The organism is Sulfuracidifex metallicus DSM 6482 = JCM 9184, assembly GCA_032834875.1.
Taxonomy (GTDB): Archaea; Thermoproteota; Thermoprotei_A; order Sulfolobales; family Sulfolobaceae; genus Sulfuracidifex; species Sulfuracidifex metallicus.
The window spans coordinates 285,306-307,356 of sequence record CP135238.1 but is presented as its reverse complement, the minus strand read 5'-3'; the positions used below and the strand labels follow the sequence as shown (position 1 = coordinate 307,356).

At 38.0% G+C, this 22,051-nt stretch carries 24 protein-coding genes and 3 pseudogenes; 10 read left to right on the top strand and 17 right to left on the bottom strand.

All coding sequences use genetic code 11. The features are described 5' to 3' along the window. Positions 1–41: 41 nt before the first annotated feature. Both thyX and RQ359_RS01810 read right to left on the bottom strand, forming a co-directional pair. Complete coding sequence (gene thyX, locus RQ359_RS01815) at positions 42–788, bottom strand: FAD-dependent thymidylate synthase (protein ID WP_054838145.1); 747 nt, start codon at positions 786–788, stop codon at positions 42–44. 170 nt (positions 789–958) lie between these two features. Next, a pseudogene (locus RQ359_RS01810) lies at positions 959–1,125 on the bottom strand (zinc ribbon domain-containing protein); the annotation flags it as partial. On the opposite strand from RQ359_RS01810, the pseudogene RQ359_RS01805 reads away from it, so the two are divergent. After that, positions 1,126–1,408, top strand: a pseudogene (locus tag RQ359_RS01805) (IS200/IS605 family accessory protein TnpB-related protein); the annotation flags it as partial. Here RQ359_RS01805 and RQ359_RS01800 read toward each other — a convergent pair. Next, a pseudogene (locus RQ359_RS01800) lies at positions 1,406–1,688 on the bottom strand (transposase); the annotation flags it as partial. The pseudogenes RQ359_RS01805 and RQ359_RS01800 overlap by 3 nt on opposite strands. Before the next feature lie 164 nt (positions 1,689–1,852). Next, positions 1,853–2,185 (bottom strand): DUF2175 family protein, encoded by a 333-nt coding sequence (locus RQ359_RS01795; protein WP_054838146.1) that lies wholly within the window; start codon positions 2,183–2,185, stop codon positions 1,853–1,855. A gap of 45 nt (positions 2,186–2,230) precedes the next feature. On the opposite strand from RQ359_RS01795, the gene RQ359_RS01790 reads away from it, so the two are divergent. Then, positions 2,231–3,382 (top strand): hypothetical protein, encoded by a 1,152-nt coding sequence (locus RQ359_RS01790; protein ID WP_054838147.1) that lies wholly within the window; start codon positions 2,231–2,233, stop codon positions 3,380–3,382. On the opposite strand, the gene RQ359_RS01785 is transcribed toward RQ359_RS01790, so the two are convergent. Genes RQ359_RS01785 through RQ359_RS01775 form a run of 3 tightly spaced genes read right to left on the bottom strand, consistent with a single transcriptional unit; the run spans position 3,369 to position 5,805 of the window. Further along, positions 3,369–4,052 carry a Rossmann-like domain-containing protein gene (locus RQ359_RS01785; RefSeq protein ID WP_054838148.1) on the bottom strand — a complete coding sequence of 228 codons (684 nt, stop codon included), beginning with the start codon at positions 4,050–4,052 and terminating at the stop codon, positions 3,369–3,371. The two genes, RQ359_RS01790 and RQ359_RS01785, sit on opposite strands and share 14 nt — an antisense overlap. Next, positions 4,049–5,137 carry a sugar phosphate nucleotidyltransferase gene (locus tag RQ359_RS01780; RefSeq protein ID WP_054838149.1) on the bottom strand — a complete coding sequence of 363 codons (1,089 nt, stop codon included), beginning with the start codon at positions 5,135–5,137 and terminating at the stop codon, positions 4,049–4,051. The genes RQ359_RS01785 and RQ359_RS01780 overlap by 4 nt, the downstream gene beginning before the upstream one ends. A 32-nt stretch (positions 5,138–5,169) precedes the next feature. Continuing rightward, a complete protein-coding gene (locus RQ359_RS01775) occupies positions 5,170–5,805 on the bottom strand; it encodes a superoxide dismutase (RefSeq protein WP_054838150.1) in 636 nt (211 codons plus the stop codon). Positions 5,806–6,138: 333 nt separating this feature from the next. On the opposite strand from RQ359_RS01775, the gene RQ359_RS01770 reads away from it, so the two are divergent. After that, on the top strand, positions 6,139–8,040 hold the full coding sequence (locus RQ359_RS01770) for a rhoptry family protein (protein WP_156016206.1): 1,902 nt from the start codon (positions 6,139–6,141) through the stop codon (positions 8,038–8,040). Between the two features lie 133 nt (positions 8,041–8,173). On the opposite strand, the gene RQ359_RS01765 is transcribed toward RQ359_RS01770, so the two are convergent. From RQ359_RS01765 to RQ359_RS01750, 4 genes are all read right to left on the bottom strand, one after another. After that, complete coding sequence (locus RQ359_RS01765) at positions 8,174–8,392, bottom strand: sulfurtransferase TusA family protein (protein ID WP_156016207.1); 219 nt, start codon at positions 8,390–8,392, stop codon at positions 8,174–8,176. A 110-nt stretch (positions 8,393–8,502) separates the two neighbouring features. After that, positions 8,503–9,276, bottom strand: a complete 774-nt coding sequence (locus RQ359_RS01760) for a thioredoxin family protein (RefSeq protein ID WP_156016208.1) — start codon at positions 9,274–9,276, stop codon at positions 8,503–8,505. A gap of 1 nt (position 9,277) precedes the next feature. Then, positions 9,278–10,930, bottom strand: coding sequence for a helicase C-terminal domain-containing protein (locus RQ359_RS01755; protein ID WP_156016209.1), 1,653 nt, complete (start codon positions 10,928–10,930; stop codon positions 9,278–9,280). Continuing rightward, positions 10,931–11,221 (bottom strand): hypothetical protein, encoded by a 291-nt coding sequence (locus RQ359_RS01750; protein ID WP_054838157.1) that lies wholly within the window; start codon positions 11,219–11,221, stop codon positions 10,931–10,933. 117 nt (positions 11,222–11,338) lie between these two features. Between RQ359_RS01750 and thiC the strand changes: the two genes are divergently transcribed. The 3 genes from thiC to RQ359_RS01735 all read left to right on the top strand — a co-directional run bounded on the left by thiC (position 11,339) and on the right by RQ359_RS01735 (position 13,767). After that, positions 11,339–12,661, top strand: coding sequence for a phosphomethylpyrimidine synthase ThiC (gene thiC, locus RQ359_RS01745; protein WP_156016210.1), 1,323 nt, complete (start codon positions 11,339–11,341; stop codon positions 12,659–12,661). Continuing rightward, positions 12,636–12,941, top strand: coding sequence for a Rieske (2Fe-2S) protein (locus RQ359_RS01740; protein WP_054838158.1), 306 nt, complete (start codon positions 12,636–12,638; stop codon positions 12,939–12,941). The genes thiC and RQ359_RS01740 overlap by 26 nt, the downstream gene beginning before the upstream one ends. Before the next feature lie 130 nt (positions 12,942–13,071). Further along, complete coding sequence (locus RQ359_RS01735) at positions 13,072–13,767, top strand: HAD family hydrolase (RefSeq protein ID WP_054838159.1); 696 nt, start codon at positions 13,072–13,074, stop codon at positions 13,765–13,767. Here RQ359_RS01735 and RQ359_RS01730 read toward each other — a convergent pair. From RQ359_RS01730 to RQ359_RS01720, 3 genes are all read right to left on the bottom strand, one after another. Continuing rightward, a complete protein-coding gene (locus RQ359_RS01730) occupies positions 13,764–13,925 on the bottom strand; it encodes an AbrB/MazE/SpoVT family DNA-binding domain-containing protein (RefSeq protein ID WP_054838160.1) in 162 nt (53 codons plus the stop codon). The two genes, RQ359_RS01735 and RQ359_RS01730, sit on opposite strands and share 4 nt — an antisense overlap. A gap of 163 nt (positions 13,926–14,088) precedes the next feature. Continuing rightward, positions 14,089–14,487: an OsmC family protein gene (locus tag RQ359_RS01725; RefSeq protein WP_156016211.1), complete on the bottom strand. Its 399-nt coding sequence runs from the start codon at positions 14,485–14,487 to the stop codon at positions 14,089–14,091. Positions 14,488–14,537: 50 nt separating this feature from the next. Continuing rightward, a complete protein-coding gene (locus RQ359_RS01720) occupies positions 14,538–15,728 on the bottom strand; it encodes an MFS transporter (protein WP_457921231.1) in 1,191 nt (396 codons plus the stop codon). A gap of 211 nt (positions 15,729–15,939) precedes the next feature. Between RQ359_RS01720 and RQ359_RS01715 the strand changes: the two genes are divergently transcribed. The 4 genes from RQ359_RS01715 (at position 15,940) to RQ359_RS01700 (ending at position 19,591) form a co-directional block, all read left to right on the top strand. Continuing rightward, complete coding sequence (locus RQ359_RS01715; protein WP_054838163.1) at positions 15,940–16,824, top strand: aromatic ring-hydroxylating oxygenase subunit alpha; 885 nt, start codon at positions 15,940–15,942, stop codon at positions 16,822–16,824. A gap of 95 nt (positions 16,825–16,919) precedes the next feature. Then, positions 16,920–17,465, top strand: coding sequence for a hypothetical protein (locus tag RQ359_RS01710; RefSeq protein ID WP_156016213.1), 546 nt, complete (start codon positions 16,920–16,922; stop codon positions 17,463–17,465). Between the two features lie 342 nt (positions 17,466–17,807). Beyond that, positions 17,808–18,152 carry a hypothetical protein gene (locus tag RQ359_RS01705; RefSeq protein ID WP_156016214.1) on the top strand — a complete coding sequence of 115 codons (345 nt, stop codon included), beginning with the start codon at positions 17,808–17,810 and terminating at the stop codon, positions 18,150–18,152. Positions 18,153–18,499: 347 nt separating this feature from the next. Further along, a complete protein-coding gene (locus RQ359_RS01700; RefSeq protein WP_156016215.1) occupies positions 18,500–19,591 on the top strand; it encodes an MFS transporter in 1,092 nt (363 codons plus the stop codon). On the opposite strand, the gene RQ359_RS01695 is transcribed toward RQ359_RS01700, so the two are convergent. From RQ359_RS01695 to RQ359_RS01685, 3 genes are read right to left on the bottom strand one after another with little or no spacing between them, the layout of a single operon-like run. Beyond that, the gene (locus RQ359_RS01695; RefSeq protein WP_054838170.1) at positions 19,581–20,132 is read right to left on the bottom strand and encodes a hypothetical protein; all 552 of its coding nucleotides are present in this window, start codon (positions 20,130–20,132) and stop codon (positions 19,581–19,583) included. The genes RQ359_RS01700 and RQ359_RS01695 overlap by 11 nt on opposite strands. Beyond that, positions 20,129–21,796, bottom strand: a complete 1,668-nt coding sequence (locus tag RQ359_RS01690) for a DNA polymerase domain-containing protein (RefSeq protein ID WP_156016216.1) — start codon at positions 21,794–21,796, stop codon at positions 20,129–20,131. The genes RQ359_RS01695 and RQ359_RS01690 overlap by 4 nt, the downstream gene beginning before the upstream one ends. Beyond that, the gene (locus RQ359_RS01685; RefSeq protein ID WP_054838174.1) at positions 21,793–21,999 is read right to left on the bottom strand and encodes a hypothetical protein; all 207 of its coding nucleotides are present in this window, start codon (positions 21,997–21,999) and stop codon (positions 21,793–21,795) included. Before RQ359_RS01685 ends, RQ359_RS01690 begins: the two co-directional genes overlap by 4 nt. Between the last annotated feature and the right edge of the window lie 52 nt (positions 22,000–22,051).

Here is a 22,051-nt window from a genome sequence, read left to right as displayed (position 1 = left end):
TTAAAAAGTTTAAGTAAAGACGTATACTATCATCACAATTACTAGAAATGTTTTGAGTTAGATATACACTTTACTATACCATCCCTTGTAACCCCTTCTATGCACCTTTCAGATACGAAGGTTCCCAGAGTTTCAAGAGTCATCGGTTTCTCCCTTATGAAGTTCTCATGTATTAAACATGATGGACCAGCATACTTGAAGAGGCGAGGATGGACTTTTTTCACTTCGTCCAACATTGCCCATGCGATTTTTCTGATCTCCCATTGAGCCCTTGAACACAGACGAAGAGAGAAGAAGTTGTATAATTCACGGGCGTTCATTGTAACGACAACGTTAGTGTTGACTCCGTTGGGTAGAAGATAACGGGCATCCTCTTCTGGAACGCCCTGGGATAATAACGAAAAATATACGTCGTATGCCTCCTTGTAACCTTTCTCTGCAAGCTCTGCGGCTCTCTTCTCCATAGAGGGAGGTACAATAGGTTGATAATACTCGTCCACGGGCTTTGCGAAACGATGGGACATCTGAGTATACGACGCGATACGGTGCCTTACCAGTTGATGGGAGGCAACCCTCGACACGCCTTCTATCGAGAAGGTGTAGGAGGAGTGTTCAAGGGGAGACCAATAACCGTGGAGAACTGCGTCCTTTATCCAAGTCTCCGCTTCTTCATCAGACATGGTTTCTTCATGGTGACTCCATCCCTTTCTGCTTCTGGACATCTTTGACGCTATTGCGACGACGCGTTCTCCGTCGCGAGTATAAGAGACAAGCTTAACTGAGAACATTTGATTTAACATTTTATGAAAGCACTTTTTAAGACAACAGGCACGGAAGCGAAATTAAAGTGTCCAATTCATAGATAGATAATTTTTCAGTATAGGCAAGGCTATACAATTTCTATAAATAATTTGTGAACTTACCTGCCCTTAAGGACAGCGCTTCCTGCCTCCTAGCCTCACCTAGCAACGCAGAGGACGAAGCTACACAGTGAGGGTCGTTCCGACCCCGATCTCCTCAGAATGTTAGAGAAGCATTTAAATCAAGATCAGTGTCTAAGCCGCAGTTGAGACAAGAAAAGATACGATCAGCCGAAGTTAGGTCGTCCTTAACGTGACCGCACCTAACTGGTTTAAGGCAAAGAATAAGCTAGCAAGGGTTCATGAGCACCTTACTAACTTGAGGAAGAACATGTAAATGAAACTTGGCAAACACTTAGCTGAGCGTTACGACATCATGGTCATGGAGGCCACGTGAAGCAACTTATAGGTAAGTCTCTCCGAAGGCTGAGGATAAGGCTACACAACGTTGCTCTTCATGAGCTTAGGAACATCATGACTATCAACCGGAAAAACACGGTAAGAAGCTTGTCTTTGTGAGCTCTGCATACAATTTAAGAACTTGTGCTACGGGAAAGGAACATCTTCCTTGAAAGGGCTTTGTGGAGTCTCTTAGTCTTGTTGAATGCCTTCTCGTAAGGTCTCACGTTGGGACCTTTCTCCATCTGACTTAGTAAGAAGTTTCTCTACACCAACGTCAACAGCAACAGCTTTCCCTGTCTTGGAGAGTTGAGGGTCCTCGTGGTCTTCAACTAAGATGATGTAGACTCTCTTCCTGAAGGTGTTAGTTTCACTATCACTCTTTGCACCTTGTCTATTAAAATCCCTATGTACAGTGACGTTGAAGATCTTAGCAAGCTATTATCAAGGTTTAGCTAATTTTACAACAAAATACTCTCCTTTGATCTATATACTCTCTGCATACATTTCCTTAGTTAGTAAATGATAAAGAAAGAGTAGAAAAATTGATTTAACTTAAAAATAGATTTTATATATTAATCTCCTAAATTAGATTATCCCTCAATTTGGCTGTTAACCGCTGCTATCCTGGTCAATACGCCTGACTGCTTTTCAGCGTCTTTTTCTATCTGATCTAAACTTTTCTTTATTTCCTCGTTTGTTATAGATGACATTACCTTCTTATATTCGGTAATTCTGCTAAGTTCTTTTTCTAGTAGATCTAGGACTGTCTGCATCTCGTTTGGTGGAATCTTGGATGTCTTCATTGCTTTGTCTCTGAAGCATGTATAGTGAACGACTCCACTCTTCATGAAGGTAAAAAGTTCGTCCCAATATATTGTATTTCCACAAAAGGCGCATGTCCACTTTGTTGCTGGTCTAGACATCAGAAGTAGTAGAAATTAAATACAAATAAGTGTTACGCTTTAACAATGATAAGCGAGAAGACACTAGAGGATGCCAAGTTCTACGGTAAAATGATAGCGTTAGTTTTTAGTGTAGATAATCTTGAACCCGTGAAGGAATTAGACAACGTTCTAGACAAGTTCAGCGATAAAATCACTAAGATTTATGTGAACGCAAGCGAATACCTTCAATACGCTATTAGGCTTACCGCAGGAAGGTATCCCGCAGTTACTTTAATTTCTCCAGAATTTAAGATAATATCTTTAATAGATAGAATAGACCAAACATTAGAAAATAGAATCAGGGAATCCATAGATGCTTTCAAGTTCAAGGGCTTCAAGGGAGTTGAACTATCAGAATTCGTACCAGTACCTATAGATCCAGATCCATCTTTGTTCTTCAATTCAATAAATTCCCTCATGATGGGGTACCCAGTGGATTTAAGGGGCCTAGAGGTATTCAGAACCTACTGCAACGTTTACAAGGAGTACGGTAGAATGATAGAAAAGTTGAATTTGGATAATGACTCTTCAGCTTTAATTAAAGGGGGAAAGTCTATCGAAACTATATATACGGCACAGCTTTCTTTGCAGGCTTACTATGGACTCAGGAAAATCGAGGAGATAATAGAGCTATCCCAGGAAGATGGAAAGGTTTACAGAAGTAAGAGAAAAGAAAACAGAGGTTTACTTGTTGATCAGTCTTACGCTGGGAGTGCAATCCTAAATGAATATGAGAGAACAGGAAATACTGAATATCTAGATAAATCATTAAAAATAGCAGATTACATTCTTAACAACCTTAAACATGAGAAGGGATTCATGGACGTAGAAGGAAGGGATCCACTCACTTCAAAGGTAATGTTAGAACCTCTAGCTAACGCCGAGGCTTCAATATTCTTTGCAAAGCTCTATCAAGTTACGGGAGAACAAAAGTACGGTGAAGCCTCCAAGCTAGCTATGGCGAGTGCCAACGGAGGTGCTCCTCATAGGATCGAAGTTCAAGAGAGGGTCATGATAGCTTATTTAAAGTTAAATGAGGGAATCAAGAGCAACGACGCGTCATTTTTAGGTAAAGATTGCAGAGTAGAATTACCTAAAGAAAAACCTCAGTGCAAGTTGCAGCAAGACGACAAATGCTATGATGATATTTCTATGATTCAGTTCAAATCTTTTTAAAGTATTTTTTGATTAACGCTGAAAGTTCGCTTCTACCACCTTCGCATACTACCCTCATACCCTTCTTTCCGTCCAGAAACTTCGAAATTCCTATCAAATTAACTCCATACTTCCTCAGTGTGTGAGGTGCATATATAGATGAAAACCCCAGAACGGCTATATTGTCAGAGGAAACCTGAGATAATATCTTGTCAATGTAACCGTTTACTATCGCAGAACCATAAATTACTACGTTAACGCACCTATCTCCTTGAAACGAGGAAAAACTTTTCCTCTTCTCGGTAGGGTTTTCAACATCGTAGAAATCATAAATGACGTAGTTTTCCGACGAAAAAGAAGGGCTATAACCAAACACGCATGTTTTTCCCTCTTCTAGAAAGTTAATCAAATCGCCCTCCTGAAATCCCTCCACAGTATTCAACGCTGATAAAATTGACAAGGAAAGCGAACGTTGAAGGGGAGTTTCCAGATTCTCACGAACCACTTCAAATGCGTTCTTGCCGATCAATGAACCTGCTCCATTTATCTTACCTTCTCCTATCGTATGGGAAATCCCTACTTCTCCGTTGTCAAGAAGCGTGGAAGTGAAAGAATAACCCACACATGTATTTAAAATCTGCCTTCTCTTTAATTCGACCTTTATCTCGTCTACAATTTCCTCCAATATCATAATATGATCTTACCCTTTTCAGTTACTGAATCCGAGACTTCTTTATATGGTAGAATTATCGTTTTCTGATTTAACATGACCCCGTCCTTTGTTATAACCTCTTCTCCTAGTATTGAGCCTTCCATTATCCTATTCCACTTACCTATCCTACTGTTATCCGCTATTATTACGTTAGAAATGTAGCTATGATCTCCAACTTTTACTCCTTCCATGAGTAATGCCTCTTGTAAGTAAACTCCCTCACCTATTTTACTCCTCTTCCCTATTACCGTATTTGGATTCACATAAGTGTCACTTCCAATTGAAACTTGGTCACCTATGAAATATGGAGGATTTAGAACTGACCTCTCGCTTACCTTGGCTGTAGGAGATACATAACCCTTAGGATGTTTTTTTACCAATAATTGAAAGTTTAACTTAAGATAATCTGAAGGTAATCCTATATCAGCCCACACTCCGTTGTATTGATAAACTGAAACACAGCACCGTCTCAAAATCTTCGGCATGAAGTCCTTGCTGATCGAATAAGGAAACCTATCTATCTCCTTAAAGAGCTCCTTTTTAAATACGTACATTCCTGCGTTTATTAGATTAGAGATTGGATTCTTCGGTTTTTCTATTAACTCAATCAGCTTCTCATTCTCTTGGTAAAGAACTCCATATCTCCTTGGATCGTTTACTCTAGTGCCTACAATTGTAGCACTACATCCATTTTTCATGTGAAAGTTTATTAAATCCTTAAAATTCATTTCACTAAAGATATCTCCATATATAACTACTACGTCATCATCGAGGTCAAAATTTTGATGTATATATTTAAGTGGACCGCCGTCACCAAGGGGTTCTTTCTCAATTATAGGTTTCACATAAGAATTAACACCAGCAGACTCTACGTAACTTATGAGCTTATCAGCCATGACTCTTAATGAAAGATATATGTTATTAACCCCTGCTTCCTTTAGTGCTTCTAACGTGTACTCTAGAATGGGTTTATCCAGTAAGGGAAAAAGCGATTTGGGCTTTGTCAGGCTAAGAGGCCTTAACCTAGTTGCATATCCTCCAGCCAAGACTATAGCAGAAACCATAAAATAATATAAAGGAAAAGATAGAAAAAGTTTTAGCTCTTTAGGTATTTTTGCAACTTCTTCTCTGCTTCATCCCAGTTGGCTAAGTTCCACCAGGCGTTGATGTAGTCCGTCCTCTTGTTCTTATACTGTAGATAGTAGGCATGCTCAAATTCGTCTACAATCATAACTATAGGTAGTTCAGCTATATGATTCTGGAAATGGTTCTCAAATGTCATTATTTGAAGGTTTCCGTTTTCTTGATCGTAGTAGAGAACTGTCCAACCTGTGCCAGGCAGGGAGTTGGCTGCGTCATTAAACACCTGCTTAAACTTCTCAAAGCTACCATATTGCTTGTCAATTAAATCTGCCAGAGCTCCTCCAGGCTTTCCTCCACCTTTTCCATTAGGAGCCATCATGTTCCAATACATTGCATGTAGCTTGTGCCCGTTTATATTGAAGACCAATCCTCTCATTAGACCCATCATATCGTACTGTCCTGAAGCTAACTCTCCCTTCACTAACTTATTCATCCTGTCCAAGAACGAATTAGCGCCATTTACATATCCCTTATGATGACCGTTGTAATGAACGTCTATTATATCCTTGCTTATATATGGTTCTAATGCATCTAATTTGTATGGAAGAGGAGGCAGTTCGTATTTTTTAAATTCTACTTGAATAGCCATGGGTGAAATAAGACGTCATCGGTTATATCTTTTATGTTAATAGAGTTCATATATCATGAAAAATCATTTTAACTAGAAGATATACCTAAAGGAATATATAGTACTTATAATTATTATTATTGTTATCTTTAATTAGTTTTTATAGTAAATAGTCTATTTACTACAATAATGTAATAATAACTCAAATGTAAAGACTTGGAATCGAATTTCAAAAACAAACTACACTACGCTGAGTTTATAAATAGTTAAATTGGAGACCTAATATCTAATTATAACAATGAATATCTTCTAGAGAGATAAGTCTATTTATTAGACATTATAAATCAGTATATAATGCCTATTAGATTTCCTACCGTAGACAAATTATACAGTTACGTTGATAGAGGTTTAATTGGAATATTAGCTGGATTTCTATCCTTTTATTTGCTTAGAGCAGTTTCACTTCCTGACGGAATAAATTATTTCGTAACAGCGTTAATAGTTGTATCCTCAGTAATTTTAGCAGGACTAATGCCAGTTATATTATTGGTTGCAGCTATAATACTACAGTTCCTAAAAAATTACACCGTATTGGGAACTTACGTATTGGGAAAGCCTAGTGTCGAGTTCCTAGTAGCTTCTATATCATCGTTTATATTGCTGATCATCGTCCCTACTGTAAATTACGCTAAATTCGTAGATCTCAGCTCTTACGTAATCTCCATGGGTATAATTGCATCAATAATTGGGCCTAATGTCAACTACTTCCTAGTCAACTTCCCTATTTTATTAGGCATAACGTTTTTTGCAACCACACAGAAGAAGACAACCCTAATTTCTGCCATTATATCACCTCTGCCATTATTTTCACTTATTCTACTTAACTTATATTCACCTGATAGGTTTTACATAATTGCTGCGGTTATACTGCTTGAAATATCGAGCGTGATAGGTTTCGCCTTGAACAACGGTGCTGCAATGGTAAGCGCAGTTCCTGCAATAGTTTCAGCTTTGCTATTTTCAAATTCGTTCTCATATTCTAAAACTTTGACGCTTCTTTCATCAGTTCTAGCAACTGCAGGAATTGCTATTTATGTGGGCTATTCATACGCAGTGGCTAAATCTGTGTATAGTAATGAGTTAAAACTGAAAAAGAAGAGCCTGACAGATGATCTGCAGGAAACTCTTAAAGGACTCAAGGATCTGGAGACTATGAAGAACGACAACTTCCCTATTACTAACAGCGTTGAGATGACAATAGCTAAGATAGAGGACATAAAAAAGAGGACCGAGGAATGCAGTACCCCAAAATGCGTGGATGAACTTAGGACCGAGATGGAAGCCTCAATAAAGAGCGTTTCGAACTACATCAATGATGTGATCTTTGAGAAGATAATCGCTTTCAACAACGTAGCTGAGGAGCTGAAAAGTAAGGGTCTGGTTATAGAGAAGATAGAGATACCAAAAGATGAGTTCAAAATAGATTCGAACTTAACCTATTCCATTCAAAGAATAATATCTAAAATAGAAATGGAGTATAACTCATCTGCCCAAGTGATCTTAAAGATAGCTGATAAATTAAAAGAAATAACTGGATTGGAAATGCAGAACGAAATTAGGGTACTACCGAGTATGGATAAACTGCCATCGCTCTACGATAAAGTTGCTGATCCCGTAGTTATGGAGAAAATAAACAGCTGTTTAGATAACCTCCTAGTTCTACTCCAGAACATAAATGAAATGAAACCAGAAAAGGAGAGAGACACAGATATATTTAAGTCTATAATTGACTCCAAGCAACTTAACGGAATAAATAAGATAAACTACTCCTACGATACTATAAAGAGAGGGTTAACGTATGTACAGAACTTCATAAAAAACCTCATCCAAGAGAGCACAGCGTTAACTACAGCTTATCCGTTCCTAAACGACGTGATAAACATCAACGTCGTAGAAAGAATTCAACAGACATTATATGACCAAGGAGTTCCCATGTGCAGAAAAGTTACGTTACTTTCATCATCAATTAAGATTTTAGAGGATCTTTCTTTGGTAGTAAGATATAAGGAATATGTAAGAGACTTAAACGGTATACTGAACAACGTAACGAAAGAACTACTATCTGATGGGAAGGAGTGTGTTCCTTTGGCTGAACTAGGCATAAGAAAGGATCTAGCACCTTTGATTAGAGCAAAAATAAAGGAAAACGGAAACGGAGTAAGCTTAAGAAATGATAGTATTTGTAGAGGAAATTAGGGATTTTAGCCAAGAAAGTTACATATTATAACTTAGTACTACATTGTTACGATATGCCTTTTTGCTCGTTTTATATTATACTACATTTATGCATGGATATTACAGATAGCATCAAAATAATCCTACTTCACTGCTATCTCATCCTTCTTATCACTATTTCAGCATGATCACCCACAGTATCGGCCTTGAATACAAAACGTGGGGCATTCCTTAGAAGCTGATGAGTGCATATTATTCTGTCCTGATCTGTGACTACCTTTAAGCTATCTCCTACCTTCAAGTTCACCAGATATTTTGAAATTTCGAGAATAAATTCCTCGCATGGTTTTCCACGTAAATCTAGCGTTTCCATACGTATTAAACGTTATCATTGCTTATATTTTCTTATCTAATCAATAAAAAAGATAATAGTCATTTATATAAAATGAAAGTTACAATAGTGTTACATAGACTTATAAAAGATTAGCTATTCAGAACCTCTCCCTCCTCTAACTTTCTCTGCTCATTTATGACTTTATCCCATAGTTGATCATAATTTTCAAAAACATAAAGATAAACTTCACTTATTCTAGATAACACTGCAGAGTCAGAAAGTGGATATATTCTCAAGCCTACCCTTCCAAGCGCACCTCCCCTAACCATTAGCCAGTGAGCGAAAACCTCTAAAGGATATTTTGAGGACACCTCTTCCTTACTTAGTTTACGTTGATATAACCAATACATTTCCCTAATGAAATTGGAAGATATATTTCTCTTCATTCTCTCCTTCCATTTATCCAGGAGTTCAGTTCCATTGGCCTTTACTCCTTCCTTAAGGGCTTCGTATAGCTCATCCCTCTTTTCGTCGTTTATTATCCCTGTGACTGCCATGACGAAGTCTTTCTGTTCTACAAAATGAGGAAGATCATTATTGACATATATCCACGCTGTGGCTGCGAATGAGTCTACAATACCCTCCATGAGCTTGTTTATAAGGTCTTGCTCGGAGATTTTCTTGTTTATTTTTTCTCCATTTAATATTTTCTCTAACTCTACAAGATCAACTTGACCTGCGAAGATGAGTTCACCGTCAACGAAAATTGAAGGTGTGGAGATTACTCCCCTTTCAAATGCCATGAAAGGATACTTCTCAGTATCTATGACGTCAACCTTATCCAGAAGCCCCTTTTCCTTCAGAAAGTCTAAGACTATGTGACACTCAGTGCAATTCCTATGGGTAAATATTTCAACTTTCATCTTACAGACGAACGAGTTTAGGATTGAAACATTTAATGTTTTTCTTCCACCATATGTTGTTAAAACGCTTATCTAAAAGCCAAACTTCGCTCTTATCTTCAGGGCTCCTTATACTTCTGCCTATTGCTTGTCTCACTGCTATGTAAGCGGGCATCTGCATAAGCTCTTCCAAATAGTTCCTCCTAGTCCTTTTAGAGACCTCCTCCGATCTAGCCTTCATGTAGTCGTCTAAAGGAGGATAAGGAATGCCTACTATAGCTACGTCGTTTATTAAACTTCTACCATTTTGAGATATCTCAATTCCTTCTGATAGTTTCCCCCTTGCAGTTGCCATTATCATGATCTTTGGCGTATTTCTAGCATGCTCAATTAGATCGTCGACCTTAGTGATAGGAGTTTCCGTAAAGGTATTCACGGATCTAAGATAAAGCGAAACTTTCTCTATCATTTCATAGCTAGGAAATACGGCTAAAATATGACCCTTGGCTTGATAATATATTCTTAATAAATAGGAGGCAAACCTCTTATTCATTTCCTCACTTCTGAGAGAATAAGACGAAGTTACATCTAAGGCAATGAAACACTCATAGCTTCCCCCCACTTTACCAACTTCCTTTTCTACGTCAACGTAAAATGTGTCTTTTGATAATCCTAAGACTGATGAAAAGTATTCCTTGGGCTGAAGTGTACCAGACATAAATATTGCCTTCACGTTAGATCCGTTGAAAATGCTCATATATTGGTCTGAGGTCACTGGCTTAGCTATGATACTATTTTCAGAGGAAAATACCCTAAATCGATCCTCTTTAACCGAGTTGAAGAACTTTACTATTGACATCAAGTGGTTAGTTACTATTTTCCTCTGAGTTATCATACGTTGAGACAGATAACTGGCTTCCTCTTCAATTGCGTCAAGCTCATCCTTGAGTAACAAAGACTCCACTTTTTCCTTGCTTAAGGCTATGAACTTCTTTTCCTTGAATGTAATCTCAACTACCTTTGCCTTTAGCTTTTCCAATATCTGCTTAACCTCTAATCCGAAGGATTGTTTAATAGCCATGTTTATTGAGTTAGGGGATAGCCTTCTTTCCTCCAAGTCTATGAGACTATCGACGTTATGCGCCTCGTCTACTATAACCACGTAGTCGTCTAAGGATATTCCTATTGTGTCCCTTAAAGAAGGTATGAATAAATAGGGATAAGTTACAAGTATAACGTCGGCATCCAACGCGGAATTCAATATGGAGTGATATGGACAAAATTTTTCATTTACCCCTTCCTTTTTCAACTTAGCTAAGGTCTCAAAGGGCGATCCGTAGAAGTCAATCTTTTTCCATGTTAAAAACTCACAGCCAGAACACGTTATATCTTCAGCCTTAACCTTCTCTGATGCGATAAGACAACCGTTGGACCTACCTATTAAGAATGCGTACCTCTTTCCATGAAAACGATTTGCTATTTCTCTATAAAAAGGGTAGAATTCGTTATGTGTTCTCACAGCTACAAGTACTTTATTTCCTACAGAGAATGCTACATCTAAGGCAAAAAGAGTCTTTCCACTTCCAGTCGGAGCTTGAAGCAGAACTACCTTGTTGTTCTTTAACTGAAAAATTATCTTTTCCCTTAAAGATGATTGCCATTCTCTATAATTCAATTAGTATTCCGCCAGAGAGCTTATTACTATCTCCTCCAACATTATGTACTTTACATATTCCTTCTGAGCTAAGGAAGCTACATCCTTAGCTTTTCCTTCAACTTTTATTACAGACATAAAATTATACACTTTATTTACTTTTACGGAGGATGATACGTCCTTGACTATTTCCTCTGATGGAGGAACGTTAGTAAGGACTATCGCTTTTACGTCGGTAGAAGGTGAACTCTTTGAAACCTCTACAATTCTATAGTCCACCTTAGACCTTATGGAATCCTCTAAACTTATCATAAGCACTACCTCTTATTTACTTATAACGAAGTCTGACATTATAAATTAAACCCCAACTCTTATCAATAAGAGGAACCTATATAACTTAGTTATAAAGTAGATTATATTGATCTTATAATGCCAACTCAGATTGAACTAGCAAGAAGGGGTCAAGTAACCGAGGAAATGAAAATAATAGCAGAAAAGGAAGGAATTGACCCAGTTTTCCTGAGGGAAAAGGTAGCATCAGGAAGGGTAGTAATCTTCAGAAACTTGGTCAGAAATAACATTACAAGGCTCACGGGAATAGGCGAGGGATTAACAACTAAAGTTAACGTAAACATAGGTGCATCTACAGACCATTACAACGTAGAAGAGGAAATGAAGAAAGTTGAAATAGCTAACGAGTTTGGTGCTGACACAATCATGGACCTCACGGACGGAGGAGATATTGATTACATGAGGAAACAAGTAATCTCTAAGGCAATCATGCCTGTAGGTACGGTACCAATATATCAAGTATATTACGAGATGGTGGCCAAAAGAAAATACGTAATAGATTTCACTGAGGATGATATTTTTCGAGTAATTGAAAAACAGTTCAAGGACGGTGTAGATTACGTAACAGTACATACAGGGGTAACTTTGGAATTAGCAAGAAGAATACCTAAAGCTAACAGGCTAGCTGGAGTTGTAAGCAGGGGAGGAACAGTAATGGCTGCATGGTCAATATATAACGAAAAGGAAAATCCTTTGTATTCCAACTTCGACTATTTAATGGAATTAGCGAAGGAATACGACGTAACCTTGAGCTTAGGTGATGCTCTGAGACCTGGAGGTACTGCTGATGCCCATGATGAGCTTCACGTAGGGGAATTAATGGTGAATTCTAGTTTAGCCAAGAGGGCCGTAGAACATGGCGTTCAAGTTATGATAGAAGGACCGGGGCACATGCCACTAGACCAGATAGAGATGGACGTAAAGCTTGAGAAACAGCTCTCCGGAGGAGTACCTTATTACGTTTTAGGAATATTAGTGACTGACATAGCTGCAGGATACGACCACATAGCTGGGGCTATCGGAGGTGCAATAGCTGCGCAAGCTGGAGCCGATATGTTGTGCTATCTGACCCCAGCTGAGCACCTATCTTTACCTACCCCGGAGCAAGTGAAGGAAGGATTAATTGCATTCAAAATAGCAGCTCATGCCGGAGACATGATAAAACTAGGAGATAGAGCAAGACAAATAGACAACAAAATGAGCAAAGCTAGATCCTCCCTAGACTGGAAGACCATGTTCTCATTAACGTATGACCCAAATAAGGCAAAGTCAATTTACAGACAATATAAAGGAATGGAGGCAGGATCATGCACCATGTGCGGTGATCTATGCGTTTATTTAGTACTACCGAGAGCAGTTAACAAGAAGATAAACAATGCCACTCAGGGTAAGAAAATCTGACATTAAGGTTGGAGAGAAAAAGGTTTTCAAGGATGGAGAGAAAGAAATTTTAGTAATTTATTTAGGTGGAAATAAATTCATTGCAGTAAATAACAAATGCCCTCATCTTGGCTGTAAGTTAGATAAAACCGGAGTTATAATACGAGAAGAATTAATATGCCAGTGCCATTTTACTCACTTCTCTCTTTCAACTGGAGAGCCGAGAAAGGGAGCCACAAAGAAGCAGCTGATAATTTACAAGGTAAATGATAAAGGCGATGAAATAGAAGTAGAAACGTAAGTAATTGTTAAATGTTTGCGTAGATAATTGTACAATGCTAGACTCTATTTTAATCCTCATTCACGAAAGTTCTTTTCTGAAAGATTAAATTAAGAAAAGGCTTTTAGTTTGTTATTGAATTAACTTCTATATGATAAAAACCGTATCGCTGGATCTTGGGGATACTTTAGTGTACAACAAACCATGGGGGTACGAGGTATTAGCTGAACTATTGAGGGATTTAGGTTACAACGTTAGCGCCAGTGAACTCTTTAGAGCTTCGGCTAAACTTAGAGGCAGTAAACTTAAACCTAACCCTAACGGAAACAACACTCCCTCACTAAGGGAAGTATTATCCTCAATCGGAATCTTTCTAACGGAAGAGCAGATACTAAGCTTAGAAGAAGCAAATAGAAAGGCTGAAAGGGAAGTCTTCCTCTATGATGATGTAATAGATTTTCTTGAATGGAGTAAAAACGTAGGGATTACGCTTGTCCTTATAAGCAACGCAGCAGTCAACGGTAAAGCTAAGAAACACGTGGAAACTTTTTCTCTATCCAAGTATTTCGATAGAATGGTTTTTTCCTTTGAGGTGGGCCTTGTTAAGCCAAACCCAGAGATATTCAAGGTTGCTCTATCAGGTTTCATAAAACCTATACATGTAGGCGATATATACGAAGTTGACATAAAAGGAGCTAAAATGGCAGGTTACGATGGAGTTCTCATAGATAGGAGAAACGTATATCCAGAGATTGAAAACAGAATTAAAACTTTAAAACAACTCATGGAAATTTTAGAAAAAGAAAAAGAGGAAGGGGAACTAAAACAACAGGATTTAATAGATTAGAAACCTTTAGTATCAAATACCTTTATTGTAACTTCGTTCTTCCCTTCATCGAAGGTTATTTTTACTAAATCCCCTTCCTTTATTTGGAACTTTTGTCTTACCTTTGCAGGTATAGTTATCTGGTAGTTTCTTGACACTTTTACTATTTCTTCTACCATGAAAAAAATGTTAGTAATCGACTCTTATAAATTCTTTGATTTGAGCAGTAATCTTGCACTTTTTAAAAATTAACAGTTTAATCATGACTAGGTAGTAATACTTTAACATTTTTAACAAAAGTACGCTATTGTTTTATATTTTTCAAGTTAAATTAGTTTTAACTTAAGAACTGGAAGCGACAGATTTGGATTCTATCTCTATTTTTTCAGGGAAGGAATTGTAAACTGGACAATCGTTCTTAAGTTCCTCCACTACCTTCTTAGTCTGTTCCTCAGTTAGACCTTCCAACTTTATCGTAACTAAGATCTTATTTATTACCGTCTTTCCCTCAGTTCTTTTTTTCTCATCATCAATAATGAAGGTTGATTCTATCTCTACCGAATTAGGCTTCAGATCGTTCATGAAACAGACTTGTCTAGCCATCACGAACATGCAGTGCGGTATAGATACCATGAAGGCGAAAAGCGGACCTTGGTCGTACATGTCCCTCAACGATCTAGTTACTCCGCCTATCTCAACTTCAGGATTTACTCCTCCCTTTAAGGTAAAAGTCATTTTCATATAAAAATACTAAAATAATTAAAGTTTAAAAGTTTTAGTCTTAAGAGAATTCACTTCTTTGCCTTTTTATCAAGGTTGATTCCTCCTTCGGCTTCTTCAGAAGCGTCAAATAGAGGATTCCGCTGATCGCTTGTATAATTCCTCCAAGGAAAAGGGGATATAGTAAGTCCATTTCCATGAGGGGCCCCACTCAGCCCCGAGCTCATTTGAGCTCCTCTCGTAGCAAGGCCTTCTATGCTAGAGGCAGCGCCGAAGTCCTCAGACTTCACGCCCCTAATGTTTACAGCTGTTCTGTTTGGAGCACCCATGCCAGCGTTCATTCCCCTTATCAAATATAAGGCTGAAGCTAAGACAAACCACGGCGATAGCGCCATGAGAATTAGAAAGATTCCGTTCATTACTCTTGTTACCGAAGCCACTTTTAATACGTCAAGGTGAATCCTCGTAGCAAGAAATGAACCAAATGACGTAAACAAATAGGATAAAGTGAAAACTACGCCTATATCTGAGGAGTTAACACCATACCTTATCTCGAACCAAAGTGGCAAAAGTGGAATTGCAAGACCTATTCCAAACCCAGCTAGAGCGTTAGTTATCATTACCTTGTAAACGTACCTAAGACTACTCATAGAAAGTACCTTCGATGTCTTCCTTGGTCTCGGATTCTCCTTAACATTGATAATCGATAAAAGCGAAGCCAATAAGAAGAATGAAGATAGAAGAAATAGAACCCTATAATTTTCTACGCTTCCGAAGGGAAGATAATTGTGAAGAATCAACATAGAACTACCTGCTATTGAGGCTAAGGAAGCTGAGGAAGTAAGTATGCCCATCCTTCTTACCCTTTCCCGTTCGTTAGGCCAATTGCTTACTACTAACGCGGATAAGCCAGGAGAATAAACTCCCCTCATTCCTCCAGCAGCGCCTCCTATGCCAGCTATCATAAGCGATGCAGTAATCAGGTAAAAATTAGTTGATAATGCGAAAAGGAATGTACCTATGGTAGAAATGGATTCACCTATTATAAGAGACTTCTTATAACCATATCTGTCACCTATAATACCTAGAGTTAAAGACAAGGCTGAGTTAAATCCTATAACGCCCAGAAACACAACGCCTATCAGGACAAGGGATACGTGAATTAGGTTAAGATATAGAGAAGATGAAAGGGTAATGAAGATAATCCCAATGCTCCTCATAATCCTGGAGAAAACTATCCACTTGAATCCCATGTCCTGCATGACTAGAATACTACAATGTTTAACTTAAAAATTATCTTTAAGAGTAACAAAGAAGTTTTTCATAACCTAAACTATTGCATAATTAAATTATATCCTACCTAAATTGTTTGTTAATATAAATAACTCAAAAGATTGGAGGAAGGAACGATCCGGTATTTTAGACAGTTAAAAAGAATATTTTATTCTTTGTAACATTACTCTATTAAACAAAATGTGGTACGCTGTTTCAAGGGATTCTGGAAATCCAATTCACGTATTAGTTAAAGGTCGAGACTTAGTTTTATGGAAATCGAAGAATGATTGGATAGCATTTGATGATAGGTGTCCCCATAGAGGGGCTAGCCTCTCTTTAGGCAAGGTTAAGGACGACGTATTAATATGCCCTTATCACGGCTGGGAATACTCAAGTGAGGGTTACGCAATTAGAGTTCCAGCTCATTCAATGAGGGGACCGGCTAGGGCAAAGAAATACGAGGTGAGTTATAAGTACGGTTTGCTTTGGGTGAATCTCGATGAGGGATCAGAGGAAATCCCAGACTTCAGAGAATACTACGATAATTCCTTTATGAAAGTAGAATGTGGACCTTATCTTTTCAATGCTTCGCCCTTTAAAGTAGTAGAAAACTTCTTGGACGTCAGTCATTTTCCGTTTGTGCATGAAGGACTTCTGGGCACACAAGAGACCCCTGAGATACCTAAATATGAGGTGAATGAGGAACATGGAAAAATAATAGCTAAAAATATAAGAATATATCAACCTGATCCTGACGGCAGCGGAAGGGGAGGCTGGGAGAACTACACTTACGAGATACTATCTCCGTATTCGGCCTATTTCATCAAAGAGGGAGACGGTTCAAGAAGTTTTTCCATTTTTATGACTGTAACCCCGCTGGAAGAGAGGAGAACTTTAATGTGGATGATAATAGCAGTCAATTATCCAGGAGATCCTAAAAAGATGAGAGAATTTCAAGATACTTTAGCTGAGCAAGATAGAAAGGTAGTAGAAAGCATAAAGGAAGGCCAGGAAACTTTCGTAAGTTCTGACGCGATCGTAGTTGCGTATAGAAAGTTATTGAAGAGAATGGGCTATATATAATTAAAAATACACGCATAGGATGGAGAAAAACGTAAGGAGAAGATTTGTAATTAGATTCAGCAAAGTTATTTAAGTGACTCAAGTGCTTATTAATTGTGAAAGGTCCGTTCTCATCGCTTACTTTAAAGTTACCGAGTAGGTTTGAGCTTAACGACGGAGAGACCGTATCCCTCAAGAATGAGGATTTAGTAAAGGAAAGGACTTTCTGTTTAAGGGTCAGCCCTAAACATGTGGACGACCTTGCGTCCTCCCTGTTTAGGGTAGGCTTTAAGAAGCCTTCATTATCCTTTAGAATGGGTGAGAAATACTCCCTTTCTAAGGTATTGATCTTCCCCTGGGAGCTTCACATGAGAATATACAATAATGGCTGTATCTTTTCCCATATAGAAGTACAAAGAAAGTATATTCAACATTTGTTGGGTTATGTTCTTCCCTCCTTGGAGGAGAGCTTCTCTATCATTTCCAAGTTTCAGGACGTAGAGATAAACTATGAGTTAGATAAGAAGCTAAGAAAGGTATTAGAATACTCAGTCTTCAAGCTAAATGCACCAAGGTTCCTCCTACCTTGGCAACCGTTCTTCATGCTTTCTGCATTTCTAGTAGGATTTAATTTAACTAAAAGAAAGATATTCAAACACTAGATAAAACTAATTCCTAAATATAGGACGAACACCTCGTTCTTGATCTACCCTTTAACTAAGACAACAGCATTAACTGGGTCTTAGTATTTCTTCTTTAATTTTTATTTCTAATTTTATTTTAGAAACAATGAAGATATCAATATGTAATCAATTTTTAAAACATGAAAACCTACGCTCCTTTCCTCATATCATATAAGCTGTCCTAATCTCAACTATATAGGTTAATAGATCTATATTCACTATATAGAAGATAAAACCTTTATCATAGTTATATTCCTAAATATTTAGTCATAAAATGAAAAGCTTAAATTTGTTAAAACATTAGTATTAAAGGTGATACAAATGAGCAGAGCTACTAACAATAAAAAAACGTTGGAATTGCCGGGAGTATACAGAAGCTGGTATGAAATAATGACATGGATTGAAATGAACGAAGACTTCGGACCGGTGGGAACTATTGAAGGCCTAAGCGAGTTGGAGAATTTGCTGAAGGAACTTTCGTTCGATAAGATGAAATATGATAGTGACACTGACATATATGAGAGAAATGTAAAAGAAGGAATCTATAGAGTTTACATAATAAAGAGCTCTTGCTTTATAGCAGGAGAGCTTTTCCCTAGGGAAAATAAGTTTGAGAAGATAGCTAGGAATTTCATTAGAAAGCTCAAATCAATATTCATCTATTAACACCTATGAACTTACATTAGAAAACGTTGTTTGATCTTATAATATAAACAAAAAAGTTAAGGAGAGTTTGGCATTTAATATGAACTATATTAAAGTAGAAACGAAACATACTAGGGAAAGAAGAGGCAATACGTGAAACGTATAGTCTATAGGGATAGAAACCTGCTAACCGCCTTACACATTCTTACTGTATATCATTATATATATGTTTGTTAAATTAATAATAACATTCAGAATACATTTTTCGCAAGCTACACTTTCTTCAATTGACTTAGTTCGAAAGATGTAGCCTTGAACTTTCATTGTTAAAAGATAGCTCTATATAATAAACTATCCCAACGTGAAGTATGAATAGACTGCTGTTTCTGATTGTCTCTTCAATGATTACCGGAATTACGTGGGGGGCTAACTCCCTCTTAATGCCGCTGTATCTTAAGGATTTAGGTCTAACACCGTTGGACATAGGAACGATAATAGCTTTATCTATACTTTTCTCAGCGTTCATGTCCCTCATTTTATCAGCTTATGCAGACGCATTTGGTAAGGTAAAGGGTCTAACAATACAGACTTCTCTTTCTATTTTAGGTCTAATTCTTCTTATAGCCGGAATACCATTTGGTTACCTTACTCTGGGAGGTTTTGGAGGTGGAACAATAAAGATGGCTATGATATCGGATTTAAGCGATAACATGGAAAGGGACCTAAGTAGAGTTAACTCTGGATCTATCCTCTTCTCTGTTCTAGGATCCGCCATGGCGGGACTTCTCTATCCTAAATATGTTTTCCTAATTGAAATAGTGTTATTCCTTGTTTCCATATCTCTTGTAGTAATTGTGGGAGAAGTTGGAAAGCCAACCGGTAAGTTCAAGCTAGGCATAACGTCAAAAAGGACCGTATTTAAGTTCTCGACGGATTCCCTCATAGGCTTAGGTGCCGGTATGGTAATACCTCTGATGTCACTTTGGTTCTATCTAAAGTTTGGAGTAGGAAGAGAAGAATTGGCACCGATATACATTATATCTGAGTTAACTTTAGCAGCGTCCAGCATGTTATCGCCTATTCTATCTAGGAAGATAGGAACTGTAAATACCATATTCCTCACCGAGTTGGTATCAATACTCCTTTTAGTTTACCTTCCGTTCACGGGAAGCTTCATTCTAGCTTCTGCTGTATATGTAGTTAGAAACGTGCTCATGAACATGACTTCTCCGATAAGGGAAGCATTCATATTGAAGCTTATACCGAGGGAGGAGAGAACTAGGGGAAACGGAATAGTGAACATGTTTCACGCAATACCCAGAGCTATAGGACCTGAGATAGGGGGAACTCTATTTAATCTGGGCAATCTAACTTTACCCTTTCTAATTACGGCTTCCCTTTACTCAGTTTCTGGATTAGCGTTCTTTTTAATGTTCAGGAAGACTTCAGCTAGAGGTTAACCCATTTCAATATCCCTTGTTCTTGCCTGAAATAGAGGATACGAGTTGGAAACGTCATTCTTAGATTTGGATATGAAGGGCTTTTCCTTACTATGATAGAGAAGAGGTTTCTTTTCTCAATTTTTTCTATATCGAGAATTGACGTCTCTGCCCTCAAACCCAATGGCTCGTTCAAGTAAAAGAGGAAGGTTTTTCCTTCCCTTCTTCTCATCAGACTATCGTAAACGTTACCATATACATAAGGATTCACTATGATTAGGTTTCCGTACATTGATTCTATAGTGGGGAAAACGTCTTCCCTCTTGAATGCTCTCTTTACTTTAATTCCATCTAACGATTTACCAAGTATTCTTGAGAAGGATAGAAGAAGGTAAGGTTCTAGAATTCTACACCTTTCTCCAAGCAAGATTAGGTTCACTGGAGCTGACTCAACCAGAGCCCTATGATACATTATCTTCATCAACTTTCTGTCTTGAAACCTAAAACCAACGACTCTATCCTTTTCTATTATCTTGTCTATCTCCTCTATTCCTATCTTCAAGAGAACCAGCCTTTGAGTTCTAGAGCCGCCCTTTTCACGAAGTTTTCGTAATAAAGCGGATCATGACCCGCATATCTCCATGCCTTGTACAACCTCTTTCCCTTAATATAAGGTATTCCCTTTATCTCCATAACGTAATCCGATGGATCTCCAAAGTAAGCTCTCCTGAGGTATTCCTCAGTGATCTGAGGTAAAGATTCTCTAACAACCCTTTTAACATCGTGAGAGTTAGCCTCCCTTGAAGCTACGTTTAAGATGTCAGTGAGGAAATCCCTAACAAGTTTAGGTTGATTCCTCCTTATGACTCCCCTTACCTTTAGATTTCCAGAGGGAGTTCTACCAAAGTATCTCTGAGGATAAGATTCCCCCTTTCTAGATGAAGTGAAGCATATCCAATCGAATTCCGTGTCTACCTTAAGTCCTATTTTCGTTTTCCTTTCTATGTTCTCTATCAACGAATAAATTCTGGAACTATCCCCCCTTACTACGAGGGAGTCTATCAGCCCATGTATTACTTCGAAACCCATCTCCTGAGCCTCCCTTATGGCTATCCTCATCGTCTTTCTAGCTAAGTAAGTGACTAATTCATATGCTTCAATTTTTCCAAATCTAGAGTTCCTATAGCCTAAATAACCGAATGACGCTACAAGAACCCATTTTATAGCCTCAGCCCGTACTTTATCGACTTCCTTCATTTCCTGTTTCCTCTTGACTAAATATTCCAAGGATTCAGGTACTATACCCCTTTCATTAGCACAAATAGTATGCCCTAATTCGGTTGTAATTTCACGTCCATTGCATTTTGAGTTAACCGTCTCTGCGGAAATATTATAATTGATTATAATGTTGGGATACATCGAATTGAAGTCTATCTGAATTGCATCATCGTAAAGCCCAGTAACCGGAAATACTATAAGACCTCCCTTGTCGGCTTCCCTTATTTCGGTTATTGTCCTTTCCCTTTCTACGTTAGGCCTAGCATCTGGAACTATGAATTTCCTTTTTATTGCTGTCCATGCCTCATTAGTTGTTAATATCTTTCCTATGCTAGAGCTCTCAACTTCACGTAATGGTAACTTAGAGATTATACTCCATTCTATTAAGCCCTTAATCCCTAGTTTGATTCTAAGATTGCTCGGGTCGATTCTAACCTCAGAATTTACCCTTATCCATTTTGGTGCAATTGCAACGTCTACCTTAGTTTTCTCAAGTTCGTCTAAAGTAGCATCTTCATTGTTAATTCTAACCTTAACCCTTCGCCTAGAAATTGGCCATTGGAATTCCACTTCTGCTACGCTTATATTTACAGCCTCACCAATTGTCGCCACACTACCTGAGATTTCCACTTCATGAAAGGGAGAAAGACCCATTCTCACGTAAGCTTGAGCCCAACTTGGAGGGAATGAATTGAACACCTTAGCTCTAATTTTCATCCAAGGATTGAGGCTATCAACTCTTAACAAGTTAACCTTTCCTTCAAAGGAATTCCACGTCTCTCTTTCCACTTTCAGTACGTCTGGATTTGAATACAGAGAAGACGAAATCCATCCATCATCGGCTAAGTAAAAAGGATAAGTGGTCTTCAAGTAAGTTGTCCTACCTTTATCAAGAACTAACTTAAGCCTGCCCCACTCAGGCACAATATCCAGTAAGGTCCCCCTCATTCTGACACCAAAATAGCTATCATTATAACTTCTAAAGGATCCGTTAGTTCGTCTTGTAGGGCTTCCTCAACTATCCTTACATTCTTCCTCACATTGATAAGTTTCTTGCTCATCTCGACGTTTCTAAGCTTCTTTGATACACGTTCCAATTTCTCTATTTCCTCTTCAATAGCTCTTGTAAGGGAAGGCTGAGTTCTGCCCATTTTTCTCTAAAAAAATTGCGGTTATTTAAAAGGGAGGGATATAACTGAAAGT